The organism is Pseudomonas fluorescens (genome assembly GCF_001708445.1).
Lineage (GTDB): Bacteria > Pseudomonadota > Gammaproteobacteria > Pseudomonadales > Pseudomonadaceae > Aquipseudomonas > Aquipseudomonas gorinensis.
Window position 1 is genome coordinate 5,266,897 of sequence record NZ_CP015637.1, and the last position, 21,246, is coordinate 5,288,142.

Here is a 21,246-nt window from a genome sequence, read left to right on the forward strand (position 1 = left end):
CTGGCCCCGAACGCCTTGCAGCGCCTAGACTTTGTCGATCTTCAGCACAGGAACAGCCCGTGACCTCCATTTTCTGGTACGACTATGAAACCACCGGCATCAACCCGCGCAGCGATCGCCCCCTTCAGGTAGCGGGTATCCGCACTGACCTCGACCTCAATGAGGTTGGCGCACCGGTCAACCTGTATTGCCGACCCAGTGACGATATCCTGCCTCACCCGGCGGCCTGCGCCATTACCGGCATTACCCCGGGCATCCTGGCGCAAAAGGGCTTGGCCGAAGCCGACTTCATGACTCGGGTGCATGCAGAACTGGCGGCTCCCGGCACCTGTGGCGCTGGTTACAACACCCTGCGCTTTGACGATGAGATGACGCGCTACAGCCTCTATCGCAACTTTTTCGACCCCTATGCGCGTGAATGGCAGGGCGGGAACAGTCGCTGGGATTTGATCGATGTGGTGCGAACCGCCTATGCGCTGCGCCCGGAAGGGATCACCTGGCCCCAGCAGGATGGGCGTGTCACGCTCAAGCTTGAGCGTTTGACCGAGGCCAATGGCATCGAGCATGGCCAGGCCCATGATGCCTTGTCCGATGTGCGCGCCACCATTGCCCTGGCCCGGCTGGTGCGCGAGAAACAGCCCAAGTTGTACGACTGGCTGTTCCAGCTGCGCAGCAAGCAGCGGGTGATGGACCAGGTGCGCCTGCTGCAACCGATGGTGCATATCTCCGGGCGTTTTTCTGCCGAACGCCATTATCTGGGGGTTGTATTGCCCCTGGCTTGGCACCCGCGCAATCGCAATGCGCTGATCGTCTGCGACCTCGGGCTCGACCCGCAGGGCCTGTTGGACGTGGACGCCGAGACCTTGCGCCAACGCCTCTATACTCGCCGTGATGAACTGGCCGAAGGCGAGTTGCCGGTGCCGCTCAAGTTGTTGCATATCAACCGCTGTCCAGTGGTCGCACCGTTGAACGTGCTGCGTGCCCAAGACCGTGCGCGGCTGCAATTGGATATGGACGCTTATCAGGCGCGTGCGCTGCGGCTAACTGACGCACAGGAAGTTTGGCGCGACAAGTTGGCGGCGATTTACGCGGATGAAGAGTTTGCACCGGTGACCGACCCGGAGCAGCAGCTCTACGATGGTTTTATCGGTGATCGTGATCGTCGTTTATGCGAGCAAGTGCGAGCGGCAGAGCCTGCGCAATTAGCGAGCCAGCAGTGGCCATTTGATGATCAGCGTTTGCCGGAATTATTATTCCGCTACCGAGCGCGTAACTTTCCTGACACCTTGAACAGTGAGGAGCAGCAACGCTGGCAATTCTTCTGTCAGCAACGTTTGAGCGATCCACAATGGGGCGCCCCCAATACCCTGGAAGCATTTAATCAGGCGCGCCAGGAGTTGGCTGTTAGTGCTACGCCGTTTCAATGCCAGGTGCTCGATCAATGGCAGGAGTTTGCCAATGCATTAGCGGCGCGCTTGAAGCTGTAGTCAGCTAATTGCAGAATCTGCAGGCAATAAAAAACGCCAGCAAGCTGGCGTTTTTAATGTGTCGCGTATCAGGCGCAAGCCTGGCAAGGCTTAGCCCAGCAGGGTAGCCCAACCTTCAACCACGTCAGCGCCCCACTTGGCTTTCCACTCTTTCAGCGTCTTGTGGTTGCCGCCTTTGGTTTCAATCACTTCGCCGTTGTGTGGGTTTTTGTATTGCTTGACCTTACGAGCACGCTTGGTGCCGGTAGTTTTTACGGCGCCACGTGGTGCTTTAACTTTCGATTCTGGATCCAGCAGCGCAATGATGTCACGCAGGGATTTGGAGTATTCGCCCATCAGGGTGCGCAGTTTGCCTTCGAATTCCAGCTCGGTTTGCAGCTTGTCGTCTTGGGACAGGTTCTTCAAACGGGCTTGCAGTTCTTTGATAGCTTCTTCAGTGGCACGGTATTCGTTGATCAGAGACATGTGGACTACCTTATGTAGAGCGCTGATTGACAGGGATAGTGGCCCAATAATAGTCAGGCAATTTCATCAAGTAAACATTTAAGAATGCATTTATGTGAATTACTTTGAATGTTTGTGGCAAAGCGATGCAATTGAGTTAATTAGTAGAGGGCACGGCTATAGATAATCTCGTTAATTTCCCTCGCAACTGCACGTGCTTGCCCATGCATCTTCATATAGCAGTGCTAAAACCTTACGCTATTAAGGGCTGTGGCCAGGCCGGGCTGTCAGAATAAGCCTCAAGGAATACTGCAGTTTTTCTGCGTAATCGCTAGAATAGCGGCCTTTGCGAAGTTCTGGAGTTCCCCCCTAATGCGCACTTTTCGGCTGGTGATAGCTTGCCCGGACCGGGTTGGCATCGTTGCCAAAGTCAGTAACTTTCTGGCTTCCCACAACGGCTGGATCACCGAGGCGAGCCATCACTCGGACAATCTCAGCGGTTGGTTCTTCATGCGTCACGAAATTCGTGCCGATACGCTGCCCTTTGGTCTTGAAGCTTTTCGTGAGGCCTTTGCGCCGATCGCCGAAGAGTTTTCGATGACCTGGCGCATCACCGACACCGAGCAGAAAAAACGCGTGGTGCTGATGGCCAGCCGCGAATCCCACTGCCTGGCTGACTTGCTGCACCGCTGGCACAGCGATGAACTGGACTGTGAGATTGCCTGTGTGATCTCCAACCATGACGACCTGCGCAGCATGGTCGAGTGGCATGGCATCCCGTACTACCACGTACCGGTCAACCCACAGGACAAGGAGCCCGCGTTCGCCGAGGTCTCCCGCCTGGTCAAGCAGCATGACGCTGATGTGGTGGTACTGGCGCGCTATATGCAGATCCTGCCACCGGACCTGTGCCGCGAATACGCCGGCAAGGTCATCAATATCCACCACAGCTTCCTGCCGTCGTTCGTCGGTGCCAAGCCTTATCACCAGGCTTCCCTGCGTGGTGTGAAGTTGATTGGCGCAACCTGCCACTACGTGACCGAGGAACTGGACGCCGGCCCGATCATTGAGCAGGACGTGGTGCGTGTCAGCCATAGCGACAGCATTGAAGACATGGTGCGTTTCGGCCGCGACGTCGAGAAGATGGTGCTGGCCCGTGGCCTGCGTTATCACTTGGAAGACCGCGTGCTGGTGCACGGCAACAAGACGGTCGTGTTCTGATCATCGTGTTTTGATTGAACAAAGAAGGGCCTGGGCGTTAAATCGTCGCAGGCCCTTTTTATTGATCGGCATAAGAGGACAAGCCCATGACCGACCCGCTCGATAAAGCCACATCCAAGGCGCCCGCTACGTTGGGCGAGGGGTGTCTGAGTCGCTATGACCCGGATGCGCTGGATGCCGAGGATGGTACGGACTTCCCAGGGGCTGCCCAGTTATGGGAGCAGTTGCAGGAGCAACCTGCTTACCCTGAAAAAGACGCTTGAGCAGTGGTTTGCCAACCATCAGCACAAACACCGGCCCACCGGCCAACAAATAGAAGTAATAGGTCACCGCCCGCCAGATCAAAATCGCCGCCGCGGCGGTGGATTTGCCCACCATGGGCGCCAGCAAGGCCGCCGACGTCAGTTCCGCCGCGCCGGCACCGCCCGGTAACAGGCTGAATTGCCCCGCCGTCAAAGACAGCATCTGGATCAGGAAGCTCCAGGCCCACTGCACATCGCCGCCCAGCCCGCGTAGCGCCAGGTACAGCACGCTGTAACGCAATAGCCAATGCAGACTGGTCAGCGCGAACACTGCCACCAGTGTGTGCCAAGGCAGTTTCAGCGTGTCACTGAATGCCGCTAGAAAATGCAGCAGCCGGCGTGCCCAGCGCCGCCGTGTCGTGGCCCGAACCTTTAGGACCTTGAGTGCCAGGCCTATCACGCGAATCAGGCGCCGATGAAATCGCACCATGAGCAGGCAACTGACAACGCCCCCGGTCATCGATACGGCGCTGAGCCCCAGCAACCATTCCAGGCGTGGATTGAGGCTGTGGAACAGCGCGTACAACGCGATCCCCACCAGTGCACAAAGAAAAAACAGCAAGTCGCTCAACTGGTCCATGGCGAATACCGCGCTGCCGTGGGCCGGGCGTATACCGTGGCGTGCCAGCAAGGCCATCAAGGTCAGCGGTCCACCGCTGCCACCGGGTGTGGCGCACATGGCGAACTCAGTCGAGATCACCACCCCAAGGCATTTAAGTCGCCCCAACCGGCTACGGTGCATGCCCAGCAATAAGCGGATGCGCAGGCTGTTGATCAGCCAGCACAGGACAATCATGGCGAACATCAGCAACAGCAGCGGCAAGGGGAATTGCCGAAGGCGCGTTATGGTTTCGCTGCCCCCCAATCCCACGGGAATCACCAGCGCGACCAGCAGGGCGAGCAACAGCCAGATCAATCGGCTCACGGCTGCATCGCCAGCCACGCGGCCTTGGTCAGTGGGGTGCGTCCGGCGTTCAACAGGCGTTGCAGGGTGTCCAGCCAATAACGGCGGGAAAACTCATGGCGCATGTCCACCGGGTGTAACCCCAGGCGAATGACCGGGGCTGTTTGCCAGTGTTGCTCACGTCGGTCGCTGAGGACTTTGGACAAGCCACGGCGCCAGGCGCTGCGCCCGCTCCACACCAGCCCCGGCGCATTGAGCGCGGTGAAGTCGGGCAGGCGATACAGGTGCTGCGGGTCGCTGGTGTAGCTCAGGGGTAATTGGCGTAGTGCCTGGCGAGTGCCCTGGCTCATCAGCCAGGCAGGGGCGACGAAGCCCTGCAGCGGCCAGCCATTGCGTTGGAACACCTCGATGCCATCGGTAATACGCTGCAAGGCCTGGACCTGGGGCAGTTGGTAGAACTCGCCTTCATGGGTATAGACCCGGCGCATGAACCACTCTTTTGGCGAGCGCGGTGGCGGTTGATCGTCGCAATGGTAGTAGCCGTGCAACGTCAGTTCATCGCCCTTGGCGACGCGGGTGTCGAGCAACCGTCGGAAATCAGTGTGGGCGGCCAGGGCGTCACGATGATGAAAGTCCGGCACCACCAGCCAGGTCATCGGCACGGCGCCCAAGGCGTCGACAGCTTCGACGAATGGGCGATAGTCGGTCCAGGTGTGCGGCGCGACATCGTGCAGCACCAGTAAAACCGAGCGCTCAACCATGGGCGAGCATCGGTTTGTGGCGGCCCAGCACCGCGTAGTAATGACCCAGCAGGCTATCGACCACCGTGTCCCAGGCGTAATGCTGTTCGACATGGCGTCGTGCCTGCTCCCCCAGGCGCCGACTATCGGTGCCGAACAACTCGCGCACGGCATCGGCCATCGCTTTGGGGTGGTTGGGCGCGCAGAGCAGGCCGCAGCGCTCGTCGACAATCTCAGTGAACGCACCGGCCGCCACGGCAACGACCGGGATACCGCAGGCCATGGCCTCCAGGATCACCAGGCCGAAGGTTTCCTGGTCTCCGGCATGCAGCAGCGCGTCGGCACTGGCCATCAACCGGGCGACATGGAGGGCGGGGCGGAACCCATCGATCACCGTGACGTTGTCCGGTACGCTGGCCGGCATGCCAGAGCCCACTAACAGTAAGTGGTAGCCATCCCCCAGGCGCTTCATGCACTTGAGCAGCACTGGCAGGTTTTTTTCCTTGGAACCTCGCCCGGCGAAGATCAGCAGGCGGGTGTCTTCATCAATCCCCAGTTCGGCGCGCAAGCCGGGGTCACGCACGGCCGGCGTGAAGGTCTGCAGGTCGACACCCAGCGGCTGCACGAACACATTCCTGACCCCAAGCCCGATGAGCTTGTCGGCCATCACTTGGCTCGGCGCCAATACCCGATCGAAATTGCCGTAGAGCTTGCTGACATACGCCTCGACGTTAGGGGTAAACCAAGGCCCCATGCGGTTGCTCACCAGCAGCGGTAAATCGGAATGGTAGAAGCCGATGACCGGCACATCCAGCTGGCGCCGCGCATCCAGTGCCGCCCAGGCGGTCAGGTAGGGATCGCCAACTTCGATCAGATCGGGCTGTAAGTCATGCAGGACATTTCGCCAGGGCGCGAGCCGAAGGGGGAAGCGATAGCCTTTGCCGAAGGGCAGGGCAGGCGCCGGCACCTTGAAGATCCCATCCTGTTCGCTCAAGTGCGCACCGGGGATCAACAGGCTGTGGCGAATGCCGGGCTTGAGCGCCAGACGCCGATGCTTGGCGTCGAGATAAGTGCGTACGCCACCGCTGGCAGGGGCGTAGAACATGGTTATGTCCGCAATGTGCACGATGAACATCCCTCCTATCCGTTGCTCTCCTAACGTGGACCTGAGGTAAGGATAGATGTTCGATCGAGATTGGGGATGCACGGTGCGATCGAGTTTGAACTGCGTCAGTGTGGGAGCGGGTTCACTCGCGATAGCCGTGGTTCAGTCAATACATCACCGGCTGATACTGCGCTATCGCGAGCGAGAGGGCTGCCTGTCAGATGCGGAAACTACCCACCAGTTGCTTCAGCCGTGCCGCCTGCTGTTCCAGGTCCGAGCACGCGCGCAGGGTTGATTGCAGGTTTTCCACGCCTTCCTGGTTAAGCGTATTGATCTCGGTGATGTCCATGTTGATCGACTCCACGACCGACGTCTGCTCCTCGGTGGCGGTGGCGACGGACTGGTTCATCCCGTCGATCTCACCGATGCGCTGGGTCACGCTGTTCAAGCGTTCGCCGGCCAGGTTGGCGATTTCCACACTGTCGAGGCTGTGGCGCTGGCTTTCGCTCATGGTGCTGACCGAGTCTCGGGCGCCGATTTGCAGCTCCTCGATCATGGTCTGCACCTGCTGCGCCGACTCTTGGGTGCGATGCGCGAGGTTGCGCACCTCATCGGCGACCACCGCAAACCCGCGTCCGGCTTCCCCGGCACGCGCCGCTTCGATGGCGGCGTTGAGTGCCAGCAGGTTGGTTTGCTGGGAAATACTGGTGATTACCTCAAGAATCTGGCCGATATTCACCGTCTTGCTGTTAAGTGCTTCGATATTGCTGCTTGAGGTACTGATCATCGCGGAAAGCTGGGTCATCGCCTTGATGTTGCGATCAACCACCTGTTGACCGTCTTCGGCCAACTGCCGCGCATCGCTGGCCTGGTTGGATGCTTGCGCAGCGTTGCGGGCGATTTCCTGGGCTGCGGCCCCTAGCTCGTTGATGGCGGCGGCAACGCTGTTGGTACGGTTGGCCTGCTCGTCGGAGTTGACCATTGACGAGTTGGAGGCGCTGACCACCCGCAGGGCCACTTCGTTGACGTGCTCGGTGGCCGAGGACACTTCGCAAATCGATGTATGAATGCGTTCCACGAAGCGGTTGAACGCATTCCCCAGGATGCCGAACTCGTCGTGGTTCTGGATGGTCAGCCGGCGGGTCAGGTCACCCTCACCGTCGGCGATGTCCTGCATGGCACGGGTCATCACGTGCAGCGGTTGCATCAAGACGCGAATCAGCATGCCCAGCAGGGCGATGATGATCACCACGGCAATGACGGTAGCGATGACGGCCGAGGTACGGAATTCGCTGAGCATGGCGAAGGATTTGTCTTTATCCACCGAAATACCCAGGTACCAGTTCACCGATGGCAGCCCTTTGATTGGCGTGAAGGTCACGATGTTGTCTTTGCCATTGGCTTGGACCTCACTGAAATCACCGCTGATTTTGGGGGTGTGTGTCGGGTAGACGTCCGCCAGGGTCTTCATCACCAGGTTTTTGTCCGGGTGCACCAACACTTTGCCGTCGGCGCTGACCAGGAACGCATAGCCCATGCCGCCGAAGTTCAAGGCTGCGATGTTGTCCACCAGGGTTTGCAGGCTCAGGTCGCCGCCGACCACGCCGATGCTCTGGCTGCCCTTGGCGCTGGGGGTGGCGATGGAGATGATCAATTGCCCGGTTGCGGCATCGATGTAGGGTTCGGTCAGGGTCGAGCCGTTGCTGTTCTGGGCGCCTTTGTACCAGGGGCGAACGCGCGGGTCGAAGCCGTCCGGCATCTTGGTGTCGGGACGGATGGTGAAGGCGCCTTTGCTGTCGCCCACGTAGGTCGCCATGAATGCAGAGGTCAGGGCTTTCTGTTCCAGCAGGCTGGCAACCACGCTTGGTTCGGGATTGATGGCGATGTTTTGCGCAGCGTTTTCCACCAACGCAATGCGCCCGGTGAGCCAGGTTTGAATGTTGCTGGCGGTGACATCGCCCATTTCATGCAGGTAGTTATTCAGGTCGTCGCGAATCGCGTTGCGTTGCAGGTAGTCGTTGTAGAGGGTAAACAGCGCGAAGGCGGCAATGACGATAAGGGAGGCTGCAAGCAGGATTTTATGGCTGAAACGCAGATTTTTATTCATGGCTTGAAGGGTCCGCTAAGGTCTTTATATCCGAAGCGCGTCCTTGTGGGAGGCGCAAAATGGCAGTGTCAAAAAAGGTGTGATACTTCTTGGCGATAGCTCTGTGGGTCCCTGTAGGAACTATCTGACCTATTTTTAGACTTTGTGGGTCTCACATCTGTCTGTATCGACTGGCGGCACGAAAGATTAACCATAGGTGACGAAATGCCTGATTCCTCGCAGCTCCTTATTGGTGCCGGTCCCGACGACCAGCCCATCGCCCAGGCCATGCGCCTGGCCAACCGCCACGGGTTGATTGCTGGCGCCACCGGCACGGGCAAGACCGTCACGCTGCAACGCCTGGCCGAAGCGTTCAGTGATGCGGGCGTGGCGGTATTTGCCGCCGATATAAAGGGTGACCTCTGTGGCCTGGGCGCTGCGGCGAACCCGCAGGGCAAGGTGGCCGAACGCATCGCCGGCATGCCCTTTCTTCATTACACGAGCAAAGCGTATCCGGTCACGCTGTGGGACATTCATGGCCAGTCTGGTCATCCCTTGCGCACCACTATCAGCGAAATGGGCCCGCTGTTGCTCGGCAGCCTGCTGGAGTTGACGGACAGCCAGCAGTCGGCGCTCTACGCGGCATTCAAGGTGGCAGATCGCGAAGGCCTGTTGCTGCTGGACCTCAAGGACCTCAAGGCGCTGCTCAACCACCTACGCTATCACCCGGAACTGCTGGGGGAAGATGCCGCGCTGATGACCACGGGTTCCAGCCAGGCATTGTTGCGGCGCCTGGCGGTGCTGGAGCAGCAGGGTGCCGAAGCCTTGTTTGGCGAGCCGGCCCTGCAGCTTGAGGATATTTTGCAGCCTGCCAGCGACGGACGCGGACGCATCCATTTGCTGGACGCCAGCCGCCTGGTGCATGACGCGCCGAAGGTCTATGCGACCTTTCTGCTGTGGCTGCTCGCTGAGTTGTTTGAGCAGCTGCCGGAACGCGGCGATGCGGACAAACCACTGCTGGCGCTGTTTTTTGACGAGGCCCACTTATTATTCGCCGACACGCCCAAGGCCTTGCAGGACCGCCTGGAACAAGTGGTTCGATTGATTCGCTCCAAGGGGGTCGGGGTGTATTTCGTCACCCAGTCCCCTGGCGATTTGCCTGATGCGGTGCTGGCGCAACTGGGCCTGCGTATCCAGCATGGGTTGCGTGCGTTCACCACTAAGGAGCAGAAATCCCTGCGAGCGGTGGCGGACGGCTTTCGCCCCAACCCGGCGTTCGATGCCTTGGCGGTCCTGACGGAGTTGGGTACGGGCGAGGCATTGGTGGGCACCTTGCAGGAAAAAGGCACACCGGAAGTCGTCCAGCGCGTGTTGGTCGCACCGCCACAATCGCGGATCGGGCCGCTCAGTGACGGTGAACGTGCCGCCTTGGTCGCCAGTTCGCCGTTGCAAGGCCGTTATGACAAGCCGATTGATCGAGAGTCGGCCTATGAAGTACTGATGGCGCGCAAGGAATTGGGGCCTGCCGAGGCGTCCACGCCTGCAGCCCAGGAGCCGAGCTTTACCGATAAGGCCGGTGCGTTCCTGGGGACCGCGGCGGGCAAGGCGCTCAAGTCCGCCATGCAGCAAGCCGCCAATCAGATGGGACGGCAATTGGTGCGGGGCTTGTTGGGGTCTTTACTGGGGGGGAGCAAGCGCAAATAACGGATCAGGGCTTGGGCTTGGCATGCGCGGCCAGGCGCTCCAGTGCCGCGCGCAAGCCCGGATCGCTGATGCCGTCGGCCGTGGCTTGAATGGTCTCGGCCGCGTTCACCGATAAATTGATTGTGTGCCCGACCGCGCCTTGCTGCACGGTCGGCGGCTGCACCTTGAACTGGATCCGCGTCAGGCTGGCGAACTCATCGAAGGCCATCAATTGCCGTTGCAGGCGTTTTTGCTGATAGCGCAGGCGTGTCGCCCAATGGCCATCTGTGACAATTAGCAGCAGGTTGCCTTCGCGCCAGGAGGCCACATGACAGTGTTCCCGCGCGGCAGGTTGCAGTTGGGTTTCAAGCAGGCGTTGCAAATGGCCCAAGCGTTGCGCATGGCCGAAGATGGCTTTCAACGGTTTGGCTTCGCGAAGCAACACGCTGGGCGCGCGGGCTGTAAGAGGGCGAAATGCCATGATCAGACACCTAAAGTAACAGAGCGGCCATCTTAGCAGAATCCGCCCAGGCACCCCCAGGCAATGCATTGGCGAGGCTTTACCCGTGAAATCAATAGATAACTTCTGGGCTCCATGGGTTGAAGTTCCAGCAAAAGCCCTTATTTTAAACAAGCCCTCTCACAGCACCATGCCAGCATCGGGGAACAACGCCACTTTCCTCACCCACGATTCCGGGTAGAATGCGCGTTCGCATGCGGCCGTGAGGGCTGCTCGGGCCACTCACGGTGCGCCCTCCATCCCTATGTGTGGAAGAACCTGCCGATATGTTTGCGCCTTTGTTAAAGAAACTTTTTGGAAGCAAGAATGAGCGCGAAGTCAAACGCATGCTCAAGACGGTGCAGCTGGTCAATGCCTTCGAAGAGCAGATGGTTGCCCTTTCGGACGAGCAATTGCGCGCCAAGACCGAAGAGTTCAAGGCCCGCATAGCCAAAGGTGAAACCCTCGACAAGCTGCTCCCCGAAGCCTTTGCGGTTGCCCGTGAAGCCGGTAAGCGCGTCATGGGCATGCGCCACTTCGACGTCCAGTTGATCGGCGGCATGACCTTGCATGAAGGCATGATTGCCGAAATGCGTACCGGTGAAGGCAAGACCCTGGTGGCGACCCTGGGTGTTTACCTCAACGCACTGTCCGGCAAGGGCGTGCATGTTGTGACGGTGAACGACTACCTGGCCCGCCGGGACGCCAACTGGATGCGCCCGCTGTATGAATTCCTCGGCCTGACCGTCGGTGTCGTGACGCCGTTCCAACCGCCGGAAGAAAAACGCGCGGCCTACGCTGCCGACATCACCTACGGTACCAACAACGAATTCGGCTTCGACTACCTGCGCGACAACATGGCGTTCAGCATGGAAGAAAAATTCCAGCGTGAACTCAACTTTGCCGTCATCGACGAAGTCGACTCCATCCTCATCGACGAAGCCCGTACCCCGCTGATCATCTCCGGCCAGGCCGAAGACAGCTCGCGCCTGTACACCGAGATCAACAAGTTGATCCCGCGCCTGGAGCAGCACATCGAGGAAGTGGAAGGCGTGGTGACCAAAGAAGGTCACTTCACCATCGACGAGAAGACCCGCCAGGTCGAACTCAACGAAGCCGGCCACCAGTTCGTCGAAGACATGCTGACCCAGATCGGCCTGCTGGCCGAGGGCGAAAGCCTGTACTCGGCACACAACCTGGGCCTGTTGACCCACGTGTATGCTGGCCTGCGCGCCCACAAGCTGTTCCATCGCAACGTCGAATACATCGTCCAGGACGGCCAGGTCGTACTGGTTGACGAACACACCGGCCGTACCATGCCGGGTCGTCGTCTGTCCGAAGGCCTGCACCAGGCCATCGAAGCCAAGGAAATGCTCAACATCCAGGCTGAAAGCCAGACGTTGGCGTCCACGACTTTCCAGAACTACTTCCGTCTGTACAACAAGCTGTCCGGCATGACCGGTACCGCCGACACCGAAGCGTTCGAGTTCCACCAGATCTACGGTCTGTCGGTGGTGGTCATTCCGCCGAACAAGCCATTGGCGCGTAAAGACTTCAACGACCTGGTGTTCCTGACCGCCGAAGAGAAATACGCGGCGATCATCAATGACATCAAGGACGGCATGGCCCAGGGTCGTCCTATCCTGGTGGGTACCGCCACCATCGAGACTTCCGAGCATGTGTCCAACCTGCTCAACAAGGAAGGCATCGAGCACAAGGTCCTCAACGCCAAGTTCCACGAAAAAGAAGCCGAGATCATCGCCCAGGCCGGCCGCCCAGGCGCGCTGACCATCGCCACCAACATGGCCGGTCGTGGTACCGACATCCTGTTGGGCGGCAACTGGGAAGTGGAAGTCGCGTCCCTGGACAACCCGACCCCTGAGCAGATCGCCCAGATCAAGGCCGACTGGCAGAAACGCCACCAGGCGGTGCTGGAGTCCGGTGGCCTGCAGGTGATCGCTTCCGAGCGCCACGAGTCGCGCCGTATCGACAACCAGCTGCGTGGTCGTGCCGGTCGTCAGGGTGACGCCGGTTCCAGCCGTTTCTACCTGTCGCTGGAAGACAGCCTGATGCGTATCTTCGCCTCGGATCGGGTGAAGAACTTCATGAAGGCCCTGGGCATGCAGTCCGGTGAAGCGATCGAGCACCGCATGGTGACCAACGCCATCGAGAAGGCCCAGCGCAAGGTAGAAGGTCGTAACTTCGACATTCGTAAGCAACTGCTCGAGTTCGATGACGTCAACAACGAACAGCGTAAAGTGATCTATCACATGCGTAACACGTTGCTGGCCGCCGACAACATTGGCGAGACCATTGCCGATTTCCGCCAGGACGTGCTCAACGCCACCGTCAGCGCGCACATTCCGCCACAGTCCCTGCCTGAGCAGTGGGATGTTGCCGGTCTGGAAGCTGCGTTGAAGAGCGACTTCGGTGTTGACTTGCCGGTCCAGCAATGGCTCGACGAAGACGACCACCTGTACGAGGAAACCCTGCGCGAGAAGCTCATGACCGAGCTGCTGGCCGCGTACAACGAGAAAGAAGAGCAGGCGAGCGCCGAAGCCCTGCGTACTTTCGAAAAACAAATCGTACTGCGCGTGCTGGATGACCTGTGGAAAGACCACCTGTCGACCATGGACCACCTGCGTCATGGCATCCACCTGCGTGGCTATGCCCAGAAGAACCCTAAGCAGGAGTACAAGCGCGAGTCGTTCACGCTGTTCTCCGAGCTGCTGGATTCGATCAAGCGCGATTCGATTCGCGTGTTGTCCCACGTCCAGGTGCGTCGCGAAGATCCGGTCGAGGAAGAAGCTCGCCTGCGCCAGGAAGCGGAGGCCTTGGCTGCGCGCATGCAATTCCAGCATGACGAAGCGCCAGGTCTCGAGGCTCCTGAGGTGTTGGGCGAGGAGGTCGATGTGGCCCTGGCCCAGACCCCCGTGCGCAACGAGCAGAAGCTGGGCCGTAACGAGCTGTGCTGGTGCGGTTCGGGCAAGAAGTACAAACACTGCCACGGCGAAATCAACTAAGATTTTCGCCTGACGCTGCAACACCCCGCGCCGCGACCGGCATCAGCCGTCGCGGCGTTTTGCCATTAATTCCTACCGTCGAACGCGACGGCACAGACATCACCTATTTTTAAGGAGCGCATTCATGGCTGTTGGTCTTGGTCCTTTGCCCACTTTGCACCCGGTTGCCGGTTTTGAACTCGGTATCGCTTCGGCCGGCATCAAACGCCCGGGGCGCAAGGATGTGGTGGTGATGCGCTGTGCCGAAGGCTCGACCGTCGCTGGTGTGTTCACCCTCAACGCCTTCTGCGCCGCGCCGGTGATCCTGGCCAAGCAGCGCGTGGCCGGCCCGATTCGTTACCTGTTGACCAACACCGGCAATGCCAACGCCGGCACCGGTGAACCTGGCCTGGTCGCCGCCGCCCGCACTTGCGCCAAGCTGGCGCAACTGACCGGCGTGGACGCCAGCCAGGTACTGCCGTACTCCACCGGCGTGATCGGCGAGCCGCTGCCCGTGGAAAAAATCGAAGCGGCCCTGCAAGCCGCGTTGGATGACCTGTCTGTGGATAACTGGGCGGCCGCCGCCACTGGCATCATGACCACCGACACCCTGCCCAAAGGTGCGAGCCGCCAATTCGTGCACGAAGGCGTGACGGTCACCGTGACCGGCATCAGCAAAGGTGCGGGCATGATTCGCCCGAACATGGCCACCATGCTCGGCTACATTGCCACCGACGCCAAAGTTTCCCGCGATGTGCTGCAACGCCTGATCCTGGATGGCGCCAACAAGTCGTTCAACCGCATCACCATTGATGGCGATACCTCCACCAACGATTGCTGCATGCTGATCGCCACTGGCCAAGCCAACCTGCCGCAAATCACCGAAGCCAACGGGCCGCTGTTTACTGCATTGAAGCAGGCGGTGTTCGAAGTGTGCATGGACGTGGCCCAGGCCATCGTGCGTGACGGCGAAGGCGCAACCAAGTTCGTCACGGTTGAAGTCAACGGCGGCGGCAACCACCAGGAATGCCTGGATGTCGGTTATACCGTGGCCCATTCGCCACTGATCAAGACCGCACTGTTCGCCTCCGACCCGAACTGGGGGCGTATCCTCGCCGCCGTCGGTCGTGCCGGCGTGCCGGACCTGGATGTGAGCAAGATCGACGTGTTCCTCGGCGACGTATGCATCGCCAGCGGTGGCGCGCGCGCCGAGACCTACACCGAAGCCCAGGGCTCGGCGGTGATGCAGCAGGAAGAAATCACCATCCGCATCGAACTGGGGCGTGGTAACTGCAGCGAAACCATCTGGACCACCGACCTGTCCCACGAATACGTGAAGATCAATGCGGAATACCGCACCTGAAAACGAACGTTACCTTGTAGGCGCGAGCTTGCTCGCGAAGAACGTCAACGATAACGCGGACATTCTGGATGCACGCGGTGCCTGGGCGTTTTTCGCGAGTAGGCTCGCTCCTGCAAAGGGCAGCTCAAGGCTTGTAAGGGAGACAGTGGCGTGAAACGAGTGCATGTAGCAGCAGCGGTGATCCGCGGCGTCGATGGCAGGATCCTGCTGGCGCGCCGCGCCGATACCCAGCATCAGGGCGGTCTCTGGGAGTTTCCTGGCGGCAAGGTGGAGGCCGGCGAGTCGGTCGCCACCGCGCTGTCCCGCGAGTTGCAGGAAGAGCTGGGTATCCAGGTCACCACGGCGCGGCCACTGATCAAGGTGCAGCATGACTACCCGGACAAGCAGGTGTTGCTGGATGTCTGGGAAGTCTCGGCCTTTACCGGCGAGCCCCATGGTGCTGAAGGGCAGCCGCTGGCGTGGGTGGCCCAACGGGATTTGCTCAACTATGAGTTTCCGGCAGCCAATGCGCCGATCGTTGCCGCCGCACGCTTGCCCGCCGAATACCTGATCACCCCGGGCGAGCTGGAAACCCCGACATTGTTGCGTGGTATCCAGAAAGCCATTGCCGGTGGCGTCAAACTGGTTCAGTTGCGTGCCCCCAACGGTTATGACCCCAAGTACCGTGACCTTGCGGTGGACGCAGTGGGGCTGTGCGCCGGTAAGGCGCAGTTGATGCTCAAGGGGCCGTTTGAATGGCTGGGGGATTTTCCGGCGGCCGGCTGGCACATGACCGCCGCGCAACTGCGCAAATACGCGAGCAAGGGCCGCCCGCTGCCCAAGGATCGTTGGCTGGCGGCTTCCTGCCACAACGCCGAAGAACTGGCGCTGGCGGAAATGATGGACGTGGATTTTGTCACGCTGTCGCCCGTGCAGCCGACCCAGACCCATCCTGATGCCCAACCGTTGGGCTGGGAACTGGCGGCAGAGTTGATCCGTGGGTTCAGCAAACCGGTGTTTCTGTTAGGCGGGGTTGGGCCTGCGCAGCGGGAGCAGGCGTGGGAAGCCGGCGCTCAAGGTGTCGCAGGGATTCGGGCGTTCTGGCCTGAGGTTTGATGGTGCTCTGAAGGGCCCTATCGGGGGCAAGCCCCCTCCCACATTCGACCGAGTTCCAACTTTGGAATGTGATCAACATGTGGGAGGGGGCACCCCCGATGAGGCCCAATCAGTCACCGAATCATCATCAGTGCGGCTTCGCCGCCGCCTGCCACAACACTTCTGCAACACCCTGGCGCTTGGCAATCACCCGCGCCGCCACAAACAGCAAATCCGACAGCCGATTGATATACGCCAACCCCACCCCTTCCAACGGCTCTACAGCATTCAGATGCTGACAGCGCCGCTCGGCACTGCGCGCCAGGCTGCGGCATACATGGGCCTGGGCAATCAGCGCTGAACCACCAGGCAAGATAAAGTTTTCCAGCGGTCCGACTTCCTCGTTCCAGCGATCAATCGCTGCTTCCAGCCGATCAACTTCCGCCGCATTCAGTGCCTTGTACTCCGGCATCGCCAACTCGCCGCCCAGATCGAACAATCGATGCTGGCAAGGCGTAAGCACCTCGATCACGTCCTGTAAGCCTGGATGCTGCCCGCCGAGTGCTTCGAGATACGCCAGCAGCAACCCCAACTGACTGTTCAGCGTATCGACTTCGCCAATGGCTTCCACCCGTGGGTGGTCCTTGGGCACGCGGCGACCGTCGCCGAGGCCGGTTTCACCCTGGTCGCCGGTACGGGTGTAAATCTTCGACAGGCGAAAGCCCATGGTCAGTGCTCCAGTTGGGTAAGTTCAGCGGGGGACAATTGGCTGCCCGCCAGGGGCAGGCGCAAGGTGAAGCAGGTACCTTGGCCCAGGGTGGAGTGCACCTCCATCTGGCCCTTATGGTTGTTGGTGATGATGAAGTACGACACCGACAGCCCAAGCCCGGTGCCCTGGCCGATCTCCTTGGTGGTGAAGAATGGCTCGAACGTGCGTTTGCGCACGTTTTCGCTCATGCCGATACCGTTGTCTTCCACCTGGATTTCGGCCCAGGGCGGATTAAGCCGAGTGCGCAGGATGATGCGTCCGGGCTCGCGATCGTCTTCGCGCAGGTGAATGGCCTGGGCGGCGTTTTTCAGCAGGTTGAGCAACACCTGCTCCAGCTCGTTGGCGGTGCCGGGCACCGGGCCCAGTTGCGGGTCGAATTGGCGGATGATCGCCTGGCCCTTGAAGTCGAAGCCGATGGCGAGGTCGAAGTCATTACCGGCAATTTCCACGGCCTGGTCGATCAGGGCTGGTAGGTCGCAAGGCGCCATTTGCCGATTGCTGCGGCGGCTGAAACTGAGCATATGGGTCACGATCTTCGCCGCCCGCGCGCCGGCTTGCTGGATGCCGTCGAGCAGCTGCGGCACTTCGCGGCTTTGCAGGTAGCGGTTGACCGTGTCCAGGTCGATGCCAACCTGCTCGGCCTGTTCCAGGTTCTTGGGCAGGTCGGGCGACAAGCGGCGGCGGATGTTTTGCACGTTATGCAGGATCGCTCCCAGCGGGTTGTTGATCTCATGGGCCATGCCGGCCGCGAGCCCGCCGACGGAAAGCATTTTTTCCGACTGCACCATCATTTCTTCCAGGGACAGGCGCTGGGTGATGTCATCGATACGGATCACCACGCCGCGCCCGGCACCGCCCGTCAGCGGGTAGAAGGTCAGGGCGTAATGCTTGGGCTCATCGTCCTTGATCCAGGTGACCCGCTCGATGCGTTCCACCGTGTGCTGCTCGACGGTAGCCTTGATTTGCGGCAGGTACGGCTTGAGGGGTTGGAAGGCGAGGTAGATCGGCTGGTTCAAGGCTTCGTCGAGGCGCGTACCGGAAAGCGCGCTGGCTTCCTGGTTCCACTGGGTGACATAGAGCTGCTCATCCAGGGCGATCAGCGCCGACGGCATGGAGTCGATGATACTGTTCAGGTAATTCTGGAAACCGGTGAGTTTTTTCTCGATCTTGCTGCGCACCTGGACTTCCAGTTCCAGCTTGCGGTTGGTGTGGCGCGTCTCCTCGGCCAGGCCCTGGGCCTGGGAATAGGCGGCCTGGGAGTCGTCCCGCGCGCGCTTGAGCTGCTGTTCGCGGGCTTCGATACGCGACAGCATGGTATTGAAGGCCTCGGCCAGGCTGCCGATTTCATCGCGGTTGCCGCGGCCGGCGCGCAGGGCGTAGTTCTCTTCGCGGGTGACCTGGCGGGACAGCTCTTCCAGCTCATGGATGGGGCGCGTGATCAAGCGTTTGATCTGCCGGGCGATGACCAGCCACAGCAGTACGCTGAAAATCAGGATACCCAGGCTGGCGGTCAGCGTACCGGTGTAGAACGCCACCGGCAGCTCACTGCTGGCCACCAGCAGCAAATGCCCGGATGGCTGGCCCGCGCGAGGCAGGGTGATCACCTGGTTGCTGCGGAATTCAGTGACCCGCCAGGCCTCGATATGCCGGTAGCTGTCCGGCAAGTGCAGGCGGTCGCCATGTTGCATCTGCGCCAGGCGGTTGCCTTCGCCGTCGTACAGTGCGGCGGCGCGCAGCGGCGAATAGCTGGTCAGTTCATTGAGCAGAGCGTCGGCCTTGGCTGGAGATTCCAGGGCTTCGGCGGCGAGTGCCGGGTTGGACACCAGCCGACCGATGGCCTGCAAGGCCTGGGGCGCCATGCTTTCCTGGGAAATCCAGTAGGCGGCGCTGATAAAGGTCAGGTTGGCCACCAGCAATACAGTGGTCAGCAGCACCAGTAGGGCGGCCAGCAGCTTTTGCCCCACCGGGAGATTTTCGAGACGCTGGCGCAGTGGCATCAGTTTTCCACAGGTAATAGACAAGTGGGCAGGGTAGCGCGTGCCTCAGTCGCTGGGCAATCCGCGTGCAATCAACTGCTCGACCAGGCGCATCTGCACCTGTTGCAAGTGCGGCAGGACCAATTGATGACGGTTGGCCGCCTGGCACGCATAGCCCAGCAGGTAGCTGATTTCGGTGCGCCGCGCGTTGGCCACGTCCTGGTACATCGAGGAGTAATTGGCGGCCGTGGCCTGGATCACTCGCTCTACCTCACTGTGCAGATCTTGCGCGGCGGCAGGCTGGCCGCAGCATTCGAGCAGCTCGCTCAGTTCGGCGCACAGGGTCGCGACTTCACACTGATGTGCCTGCAGGCCGCCATTTCGGCATTGGTACAGCACCGTCAGCGGGTTGATCGCGCAATTGAGCGCGAGTTTGCGCCACAGGCGGGTGAGGATGTCGGTGCTCCATTCGTGGGGGATGCCCGCAGCTTGCAGGTCATCCAGCCATAGCGGTGGAGTGGGGTGCTGAGCGTCGCCCAGCCAGGTGTAGCCATGCCCGGCGAATACCACGCGCCAGTCGCCGTCGCGAAACGCGCCTTCGGTGCTGGAGGCGAAGATGCAACGCGCCTGGGGCAGTTGCGCCGCGACGGCGTCCTGGCTGCCCAGGCCGTTTTGCAAGAGGATCAGTTCGGCGTCCGGTACCAGTCGATGCTGCAACCGGGCGATGGCACCCTGGGCGTCGTAGGCTTTGCACGCCACCAGCAGACGATGAATCGGCCCGGGGCTGTCAGGTGTTTCGCCGATCACAGGGTAGGTGTGTGCTACGCCTTGCTCCACCAGGGTCAGCCCTGGCCCCGCCTGGTAGCTGGCCAGGCGCGCCTCATCGCGCAGGATCAGCCTCACGGGCACGCCGGCGCGCGTCAGTCGGGTGGCCCAGAGTGTGCCGAGGCTGCCGGCGCCGAGAATGTGCCAAGGGGTCGACATCAGTTTGTGCTCCGTAGGGGCGCCCACGGTGAATGGGGCGAAAGAACCGCTATAATGCCCCGGCATTTTAGCTCGGCGCGCTCCATCTTTACTGAGCCCGCCCTTTATATTGGAGAAATGACATGCCTTCGTTCGACGTGGTATCCGAACTGGACAAACACGAAGTCACCAACGCCGTCGAGAACGCCGTCAAGGAACTGGACCGCCGCTATGACTTGAAAGGCAAGGGCAGCTTCGAATTCAAGGAAAAGGAACTGACTGTCAACTTGACCGCTGAAGCCGATTTCCAGCTGGAAGCGATGATCGAGATCCTCAAGCTGGCCCTGGTCAAGCGCAAGATCGACGTGCAGTGCCTTGAAGTCAAGGACGCCTACGCCTCCGGCAAGCTGATGAAGCAGGAAGCCGTGCTCAAGGAAGGCATCGACAAGGAGCTGGCGAAGAAGATCGTCGCCCATATCAAGGATGCCAAGCTGAAAGTCCAGGCTGCCATCCAGGGTGAGCAGGTACGTGTCACCGGCAAGAAGCGTGACGACCTGCAAGAGGCAATCGCGGCCCTGCGCGCCAAGACATTCGACATGCCGCTGCAGTTCAATAACTTCCGCGACTGATGGCACTTCGGGGAACCTGCGGGCGTTTTCGACGTCCCACGCCCCAGAACCCACGCCTGCACTTGAGCCCTACGGGGCTCATTTGTGTTTCTAGGCCGTCAATAAGCCGCACATCCGCCACACAGGAGAAGCTACATGGATTTAAACGCTGAAATGGATCACTTGATCAAGACGTCGCAGTCGTGGATCCCGATGATCATGGAATACGGCAGCCGGGTGTTGCTGGCGGTGATCACCCTGGCCATTGGCTGGTGGCTGATCAACGTATTGACCCACCGAGTGGGCCGCCTGCTGGCCATGCGTAACGCGGACCTGGCGCTGCAGCACTTCATCACCAGCCTTGCGAACATTGCACTGAAAGTCATGCTGATCGTCAGCGTGGCCTCGATGATCGGCGTGGCAACCACCTCGTTCGTCGCGGCTATCGGTGCGGCTACCCTGGCCATCGGCCTGGCATTGCAAGGCAGCCTGGCCAACTTCGCCGGCGGGGTGCTGATTCTGTTGTTCCGTCCGTTCCGTATCGGCGACTGGATCGAAGCCCAGGGCACCGCCGGTACCGTCGACAGCATCCAGATCTTCCACACCGTGCTGCGCACCGGCGACAACAAGACCGTGATCGTGCCGAACGGCATCCTGTCCAACGGCATCATCACCAACACCAACCGTCAGCCGACCCGCAAGGTGGTGTTCGATGTGGGGGTGGACTATGAAGCCGATCTGCAAAAAGCCCGCGAAGTGCTGCTGGAGCTGGCGAAAGATCCGCGCGTGCTGGCTGACCCTGCGCCTGTTGCCGTGGTGTCGACCCTGGGTGACAGCTCGATCACTGTTTCTCTGCGTTGCTGGACCAATACCCCGGATTATTGGGATGTAGTGTTCATGCTTAATGAACTGTCCCGTGACCGTTTAAAGGCAGCCGGGATTGATATTCCATTTCCGCAGCGAGTTATACGAGTCATGCAAGAGGCTGCGCCGAAGTAAGCGAAAGCGTCATGTTTAACT

At 60.4% G+C, this 21,246-nt stretch carries 17 protein-coding genes and 1 pseudogene; 8 read left to right on the forward strand and 10 right to left on the reverse strand.

Annotated features, from left to right (window positions below):
* The first annotated feature begins 59 nt into the window (after positions 1–59).
* On the forward strand, positions 60–1,487 hold the full coding sequence (gene sbcB, locus A7317_RS23405; RefSeq protein ID WP_024077170.1) for an exodeoxyribonuclease I: 1,428 nt from the start codon (positions 60–62) through the stop codon (positions 1,485–1,487).
* Between the two features lie 90 nt (positions 1,488–1,577).
* Here the strand turns inward: sbcB and mvaT are convergent, their stop codons facing one another.
* Positions 1,578–1,952: a histone-like nucleoid-structuring protein MvaT gene (gene mvaT, locus A7317_RS23410; RefSeq protein ID WP_024077169.1), complete on the reverse strand. Its 375-nt coding sequence runs from the start codon at positions 1,950–1,952 to the stop codon at positions 1,578–1,580.
* A gap of 351 nt (positions 1,953–2,303) precedes the next feature.
* Between mvaT and purU the strand changes: the two genes are divergently transcribed.
* Positions 2,304–3,152 (forward strand): formyltetrahydrofolate deformylase, encoded by an 849-nt coding sequence (gene purU, locus A7317_RS23415; protein WP_024077168.1) that lies wholly within the window; start codon positions 2,304–2,306, stop codon positions 3,150–3,152.
* 126 nt (positions 3,153–3,278) lie between these two features.
* Here purU and A7317_RS23420 read toward each other — a convergent pair whose 3' ends face one another.
* The 5 genes and pseudogenes from A7317_RS23420 to A7317_RS31700 form a co-directional block, all read right to left on the reverse strand.
* On the reverse strand, positions 3,279–4,379 hold the full coding sequence (locus A7317_RS23420; RefSeq protein WP_069076922.1) for a lysylphosphatidylglycerol synthase transmembrane domain-containing protein: 1,101 nt from the start codon (positions 4,377–4,379) through the stop codon (positions 3,279–3,281).
* Entirely contained in the window at positions 4,376–5,119 is a 744-nt protein-coding gene (locus A7317_RS23425; protein WP_069076923.1) for a DUF2334 domain-containing protein, read from the reverse strand. Before A7317_RS23425 ends, A7317_RS23420 begins: the two co-directional genes overlap by 4 nt.
* A complete protein-coding gene (locus A7317_RS23430; RefSeq protein WP_024077165.1) occupies positions 5,112–6,233 on the reverse strand; it encodes a glycosyltransferase family 4 protein in 1,122 nt (373 codons plus the stop codon). Before A7317_RS23430 ends, A7317_RS23425 begins: the two co-directional genes overlap by 8 nt.
* Before the next feature lie 187 nt (positions 6,234–6,420).
* Positions 6,421–7,185 (reverse strand): methyl-accepting chemotaxis protein, encoded by a 765-nt coding sequence (locus A7317_RS31695; protein ID WP_370531131.1) that lies wholly within the window; start codon positions 7,183–7,185, stop codon positions 6,421–6,423.
* A gap of 93 nt (positions 7,186–7,278) precedes the next feature.
* Positions 7,279–8,310 (reverse strand): annotated as a pseudogene (locus A7317_RS31700) (cache domain-containing protein); the annotation flags it as partial.
* Positions 8,311–8,514: 204 nt separating this feature from the next.
* Between A7317_RS31700 and A7317_RS23440 the strand changes: the two are divergent.
* Complete coding sequence (locus A7317_RS23440) at positions 8,515–9,993, forward strand: helicase HerA-like domain-containing protein (protein WP_024077163.1); 1,479 nt, start codon at positions 8,515–8,517, stop codon at positions 9,991–9,993.
* Positions 9,994–9,997: 4 nt separating this feature from the next.
* Here A7317_RS23440 and A7317_RS23445 read toward each other — a convergent pair whose 3' ends face one another.
* The gene (locus A7317_RS23445) at positions 9,998–10,453 is read right to left on the reverse strand and encodes a DUF721 domain-containing protein (protein WP_024077162.1); all 456 of its coding nucleotides are present in this window, start codon (positions 10,451–10,453) and stop codon (positions 9,998–10,000) included.
* A 305-nt stretch (positions 10,454–10,758) separates the two neighbouring features.
* Between A7317_RS23445 and secA the strand changes: the two genes are divergently transcribed.
* The 3 genes from secA to A7317_RS23460 all read left to right on the forward strand — a co-directional run bounded on the left by secA (position 10,759) and on the right by A7317_RS23460 (position 15,931).
* Positions 10,759–13,494 (forward strand): preprotein translocase subunit SecA, encoded by a 2,736-nt coding sequence (secA, locus tag A7317_RS23450; protein ID WP_024077161.1) that lies wholly within the window; start codon positions 10,759–10,761, stop codon positions 13,492–13,494.
* Positions 13,495–13,618: 124 nt separating this feature from the next.
* Positions 13,619–14,836: a bifunctional glutamate N-acetyltransferase/amino-acid acetyltransferase ArgJ gene (argJ, locus tag A7317_RS23455; protein ID WP_024077160.1), complete on the forward strand. Its 1,218-nt coding sequence runs from the start codon at positions 13,619–13,621 to the stop codon at positions 14,834–14,836.
* Positions 14,837–14,986: 150 nt separating this feature from the next.
* Positions 14,987–15,931, forward strand: a complete 945-nt coding sequence (locus tag A7317_RS23460; RefSeq protein WP_069076925.1) for a Nudix family hydrolase — start codon at positions 14,987–14,989, stop codon at positions 15,929–15,931.
* Between the two features lie 127 nt (positions 15,932–16,058).
* Here A7317_RS23460 and A7317_RS23465 read toward each other — a convergent pair whose 3' ends face one another.
* Genes A7317_RS23465 through A7317_RS23475 form a run of 3 tightly spaced genes read right to left on the reverse strand, consistent with a single transcriptional unit; the run spans position 16,059 to position 19,639 of the window.
* On the reverse strand, positions 16,059–16,637 hold the full coding sequence (locus A7317_RS23465; RefSeq protein ID WP_024077158.1) for a cob(I)yrinic acid a,c-diamide adenosyltransferase: 579 nt from the start codon (positions 16,635–16,637) through the stop codon (positions 16,059–16,061).
* Positions 16,638–16,639: 2 nt separating this feature from the next.
* Entirely contained in the window at positions 16,640–18,676 is a 2,037-nt protein-coding gene (locus A7317_RS23470) for a sensor histidine kinase (protein WP_069076926.1), read from the reverse strand.
* A 45-nt stretch (positions 18,677–18,721) separates the two neighbouring features.
* Positions 18,722–19,639, reverse strand: a complete 918-nt coding sequence (locus A7317_RS23475) for a putative 2-dehydropantoate 2-reductase (RefSeq protein WP_069077451.1) — start codon at positions 19,637–19,639, stop codon at positions 18,722–18,724.
* 122 nt (positions 19,640–19,761) lie between these two features.
* Between A7317_RS23475 and A7317_RS23480 the strand changes: the two genes are divergently transcribed.
* Positions 19,762–20,247, forward strand: coding sequence for a YajQ family cyclic di-GMP-binding protein (locus tag A7317_RS23480; RefSeq protein WP_003193880.1), 486 nt, complete (start codon positions 19,762–19,764; stop codon positions 20,245–20,247).
* 135 nt (positions 20,248–20,382) lie between these two features.
* Positions 20,383–21,225, forward strand: coding sequence for a mechanosensitive ion channel family protein (locus A7317_RS23485; RefSeq protein ID WP_024077155.1), 843 nt, complete (start codon positions 20,383–20,385; stop codon positions 21,223–21,225).
* Positions 21,226–21,246 lie beyond the last annotated feature (21 nt).

Coding starts and splice junctions, on each gene's coding strand:
- mvaT (WP_024077169.1), bottom strand. CDS start 1,952: ATGTCTCTGATCAACGAATACCGTGCCACTGAAGAAGCTATCAAAGAA.
- purU (WP_024077168.1), top strand. CDS start 2,304: ATGCGCACTTTTCGGCTGGTGATAGCTTGCCCGGACCGGGTTGGCATC.
- A7317_RS23425 (WP_069076923.1), bottom strand. CDS start 5,119: ATGGTTGAGCGCTCGGTTTTACTGGTGCTGCACGATGTCGCGCCGCAC.
- A7317_RS23430 (WP_024077165.1), bottom strand. CDS start 6,233: ATGTTCATCGTGCACATTGCGGACATAACCATGTTCTACGCCCCTGCC.
- A7317_RS31695 (WP_370531131.1), bottom strand. CDS start 7,185: ATGGTCAACTCCGACGAGCAGGCCAACCGTACCAACAGCGTTGCCGCC.
- A7317_RS23440 (WP_024077163.1), top strand. CDS start 8,515: ATGCCTGATTCCTCGCAGCTCCTTATTGGTGCCGGTCCCGACGACCAG.
- A7317_RS23445 (WP_024077162.1), bottom strand. CDS start 10,453: ATGGCATTTCGCCCTCTTACAGCCCGCGCGCCCAGCGTGTTGCTTCGC.
- secA (WP_024077161.1), top strand. CDS start 10,759: ATGTTTGCGCCTTTGTTAAAGAAACTTTTTGGAAGCAAGAATGAGCGC.
- argJ (WP_024077160.1), top strand. CDS start 13,619: ATGGCTGTTGGTCTTGGTCCTTTGCCCACTTTGCACCCGGTTGCCGGT.
- A7317_RS23465 (WP_024077158.1), bottom strand. CDS start 16,637: ATGGGCTTTCGCCTGTCGAAGATTTACACCCGTACCGGCGACCAGGGT.
- A7317_RS23470 (WP_069076926.1), bottom strand. CDS start 18,676: ATGCCACTGCGCCAGCGTCTCGAAAATCTCCCGGTGGGGCAAAAGCTG.
- A7317_RS23475 (WP_069077451.1), bottom strand. CDS start 19,639: ATGTCGACCCCTTGGCACATTCTCGGCGCCGGCAGCCTCGGCACACTC.
- A7317_RS23480 (WP_003193880.1), top strand. CDS start 19,762: ATGCCTTCGTTCGACGTGGTATCCGAACTGGACAAACACGAAGTCACC.
- A7317_RS23485 (WP_024077155.1), top strand. CDS start 20,383: ATGGATTTAAACGCTGAAATGGATCACTTGATCAAGACGTCGCAGTCG.